The organism is Mannheimia sp., from assembly GCF_056854775.1.
In genome coordinates this window covers 1-3,683 of sequence record NZ_JBXGGI010000006.1, presented here as the reverse complement: position 1 = coordinate 3,683, position 3,683 = coordinate 1, and the positions used below count along the sequence as shown (strand labels likewise).

Genomic DNA, 3,683 nt, shown 5'->3' with positions numbered 1-3,683 from the left:
CCGTTAATTTTACCTTACCACGTTGCGATGGATCACGCTCGTGAATCGGCACTTGGTAAAAACAAAATTGGTACAACCGGGCGTGGTATCGGTCCGGCTTATGAAGACAAAGTTGCCCGTCGTGGTTTGCGTGTAAGTGATTTGTTTGATAAAGAACATTTCGCAGAAAAATTAAAGGATATTTTAGATTACTACAACTTCCAATTGGTGAACTATTACAAAGTAGAAGCGGTAGATTACCAAAAAACTTTAGATGATGTTTTTGCGATTGCCGATGTAATCACTGGAATGGTGGCAGACGTAACAACTTTACTCCACGAAGCTCGTAAAAATGGAGATAACATCTTATTTGAAGGTGCTCAGGGCACAATGTTAGATATCGACCACGGTACCTATCCGTTCGTAACCAGCTCAAATACTACCGCAGGTGGTGTTGCAACAGGTTCTGGCTACGGACCTCGTAACTTAGATTATGTGTTAGGAATCATCAAAGCCTACTGTACACGTGTAGGAAGTGGACCATTCACTACCGAATTATTTGATGAAGTAGGGGCAGAAATCGCTCGTAAAGGTAAAGAATTTGGTGCAGTAACAGGTCGCCCACGTCGCTGTGGTTGGTTTGATGCTGTGGCGGTTCGCCGTGCAGTACAAATTAACTCTATTTCTGGTTTTTGTATGACAAAACTTGACGTATTAGACGGTTTCAAAGAGTTAAAAATCTGTACAGCATATAAAATGCCAGACGGCAGAATTGTGGAATATGCACCACTTGCAGCAAAAGACTGGGAAGGTGTTGAACCAATTTACGAAACAATGCCGGGCTGGTCAGAAAACACCTTCCGTGTAACTAAACGTGAAGAGCTACCGCAAGCTGCATTAGATTACATCAAACGTATCGAAGAATTGGTCGGCGTACCGGTGGATATCCTCTCAACAGGTCCGGATCGTGTAGAAACGATGATTCTAAGAGATCCGTTTGCAGCATAATTTTTGTAATGCTTGAGCACTAAAACCATTTAGTTATAAAAAACTAAATGGTTTTTTTATAGGTGCTATCTGTGTAAAAAGTCATAAAAATAAACCGCTTGTGAATAAATAATTCACGATTACATTCATTACTACAACAATGATCGTATTCAAGTAAAACTAAAAGGACTCAGCCCTGTGGAATACAGAACTCAGTCCTTGAATTAAATCATTCTAACTTTGGGGAAGAGCATTATCCAACCTTTTTAAATTATGCTATACCAAATAAACTATATAATGTAATCACTAATATGGTTGCAAGAATTGGCATAAGGAAAGATGTTACCGCGATTTCCAGGTAGGAATCTTTATGAGTCATTCCAGTATTACTCAATAAGGTTAATACCGCACCGTTATGTGGCATAGTATCTAAACCGCCAGATGAAAGTGATGAAACACGGTGCATCGCATCTGGTGAAATTCCGAATTGTTGGGCAATTTGTAAGTATTTCTCACCAAGAGCTTCTAACGCAATACCCATACCGCCTGAAGCAGAACCTGTTGCACCTGCTAAGACATTAATCGCAATAGAAAGTGAAATTAATGGGCTACCTGGGATATTTAAGATCATTACAGTTAAATGTTCAAATCCCGGTGCCATACGAACTACGCTACCAAAACCTACTGCAGCTGCCGTATTGATAATTGCTCCTACTGCACCATTCGCACCTTTACCTATTGCAGGAATAAATTTATCGCGTTTGTTTAAGCTGAGCAATATAACTAATGCAATACCCGCTAGTAAGGCAATTACGATATTTTTAGGATCACTATTTTTTAAACCGATTAATTCTGGTACAAAGTTTAATACGACAATAACAGCAATTAATGGCAAAATGGCTAAAAGTGGATTCGGTAATTTTTCATCGGTTACTTTTTCTATTCCTTCTGTAGGTTCTACAAAAAATTCACCATTTGCTACGTATTTTTTACGACGCATTTCAAGGTAGGCAACACCGCCAAAGAATAAAAATGCGGTTGCAACAAGCCCCATGAATGGTGCAGCCATTGCATCGGTATGGAAATAGCGTGTTGGAATTAAGTTTTGAATCTGTGGTGAACCCGGTAAAGCTGTCATCGTGAAAGTAAATGCACCTAATGCGATAGTGCCAGGAATTAGACGACGAGTAATATTCGCTTCTTTAAATACTGCTAATGCTAGAGGATATACTGCAAATACAACTACGAATAAACTCACACCGCCATAAGTTAATAATGCACAGCCTAATACGATTGATGCAATCGCACTTTTGGTGCCTAATGCTTTAGTTAGCCAAGAGGCGATAGATTTAGCTCCTCCGCTCACATCCATTAAGTTACCAAAAATCGCACTTAGTAAGAAAGCAGGAAACCAAGCTTTCACAAAGCTGACCAGACCTGTCATATAGCTATCTAAATAGGCATCTAGTACGTCTAAATCTCCTGTAAAGGCAACCACAGCAGCACATAACGGTGCAATCCAAACGATTGAATAACCTCGGAATGCAAGATACATCAATAGTACTAAGCCGACAAAAATGCCAATTAAACTTAACATATAAATCTCCTAGAAATATAAGGGTGCGTATAAAAGCACCCTGATTAATAATGGTGCCTTTACATTAGCATGCACCCGTGAAATTTAAGGATTATTCCTCAATTTTGTTGATTAACGAGCGGTCCAACCGCCGTCCATAGTTAAAGTAGAACCGGAGATAGATGCAGCAGCATCAGAGCATAAGAATTTCACAAATTCACCTAGCTCTTGTGGCTCAATCATACGTTTCACCGCAGCGTTCGCTAACATAATCTTGCTAATAACTTCTTCTTCTGAAATGCCGTGGTTTTTCGCTTGGTCAGCAATTTGTTTGTCCACTAATGGAGTACGAACATAAGCAGGGCAAATAGAGTTTACGGTAATACCAAATTGACCACCTTCTAATGCCGCAGTTTTGGTTAAACCAGATAAACCGTGTTTAGCTGACACATAAGCAGATTTGTAGTCAGAAGCTACTAAGCCGTGGATTGAATTCAGATTAATAATACGTCCCCACTTATTCTCCTTCATATATTTCCAACTATATTTGGTAAGTAAGAATGGGGCAGTAAGCATTAGATTGATCATAAAATCCCATTTGTCTTCTGGGAAATCTTCAATCGCAGCAACATTTTGGATACCTGCAACATTCACTAAAATATCCACGCCGCCAAATTTTTCTGCAGCGAAATCAACAGCAGCTTTACAACCTTCACGTTTAGAAAGATCTGCTTGAATATAAACCGCACCTAAACGAGAGGAATGTTCTTTCAATGCTTCCTCATTTACATCAACCATCACGATATTTAAATCTTCGGTTGCAAGACTTTCACATACTGCCAAGCCAATACCACTTGCCGCGCCTGTTACTAAAGCTGTTCTTTTAGCCATAATAATTTTCCTTCTGTTTTTAGTTGTGATTAAATACGTTCAACAATCATTGCAATGCCTTGACCACCACCAATACATAATGTTGCTAAACCAAATTGTTTATCACGTGCATGCATTGCGTGTAATAAGGTAACTAAGATACGTGCACCACTCGCACCAATTGGGTGACCAAGTGCAACAGCACCACCATTCACATTTACTTTTTCAGGATCAAAACCTAATTCTTTGCCAACTGCTAAGAATTGTGCAG

At 39.5% G+C, this 3,683-nt stretch carries 3 protein-coding genes and 2 pseudogenes; 2 read left to right on the top strand and 3 right to left on the bottom strand.

Features of this window, described 5'->3' with window-relative positions; all coding sequences use genetic code 11:
• Nucleotides 1-987, top strand: a 987-nt coding sequence (purA, locus tag ACJHV0_RS00205; protein WP_483133043.1) for an adenylosuccinate synthase, incomplete at its 5' end; no start/stop codon positions are given.
• A 111-nt stretch (nucleotides 988-1,098) separates the two neighbouring features.
• Nucleotides 1,099-1,194: pseudogene (locus ACJHV0_RS00200) on the top strand (IS3 family transposase); the annotation flags it as partial.
• A gap of 43 nt (nucleotides 1,195-1,237) precedes the next feature.
• On the opposite strand, the gene ACJHV0_RS00195 reads toward ACJHV0_RS00200, so the two are convergent.
• From ACJHV0_RS00195 to ACJHV0_RS00185, 3 genes and pseudogenes are all read right to left on the bottom strand, one after another.
• Nucleotides 1,238-2,563 carry a GntP family permease gene (locus tag ACJHV0_RS00195; protein WP_483133042.1) on the bottom strand — a complete coding sequence of 442 codons (1,326 nt, stop codon included), beginning with the start codon at nucleotides 2,561-2,563 and terminating at the stop codon, nucleotides 1,238-1,240.
• Nucleotides 2,564-2,674: 111 nt separating this feature from the next.
• Nucleotides 2,675-3,433: a 3-hydroxybutyrate dehydrogenase gene (locus ACJHV0_RS00190; RefSeq protein ID WP_283386085.1), complete on the bottom strand. Its 759-nt coding sequence runs from the start codon at nucleotides 3,431-3,433 to the stop codon at nucleotides 2,675-2,677.
• A 29-nt stretch (nucleotides 3,434-3,462) separates the two neighbouring features.
• Nucleotides 3,463-3,683 (bottom strand): annotated as a pseudogene (locus ACJHV0_RS00185) (acetyl-CoA C-acetyltransferase); the annotation flags it as partial.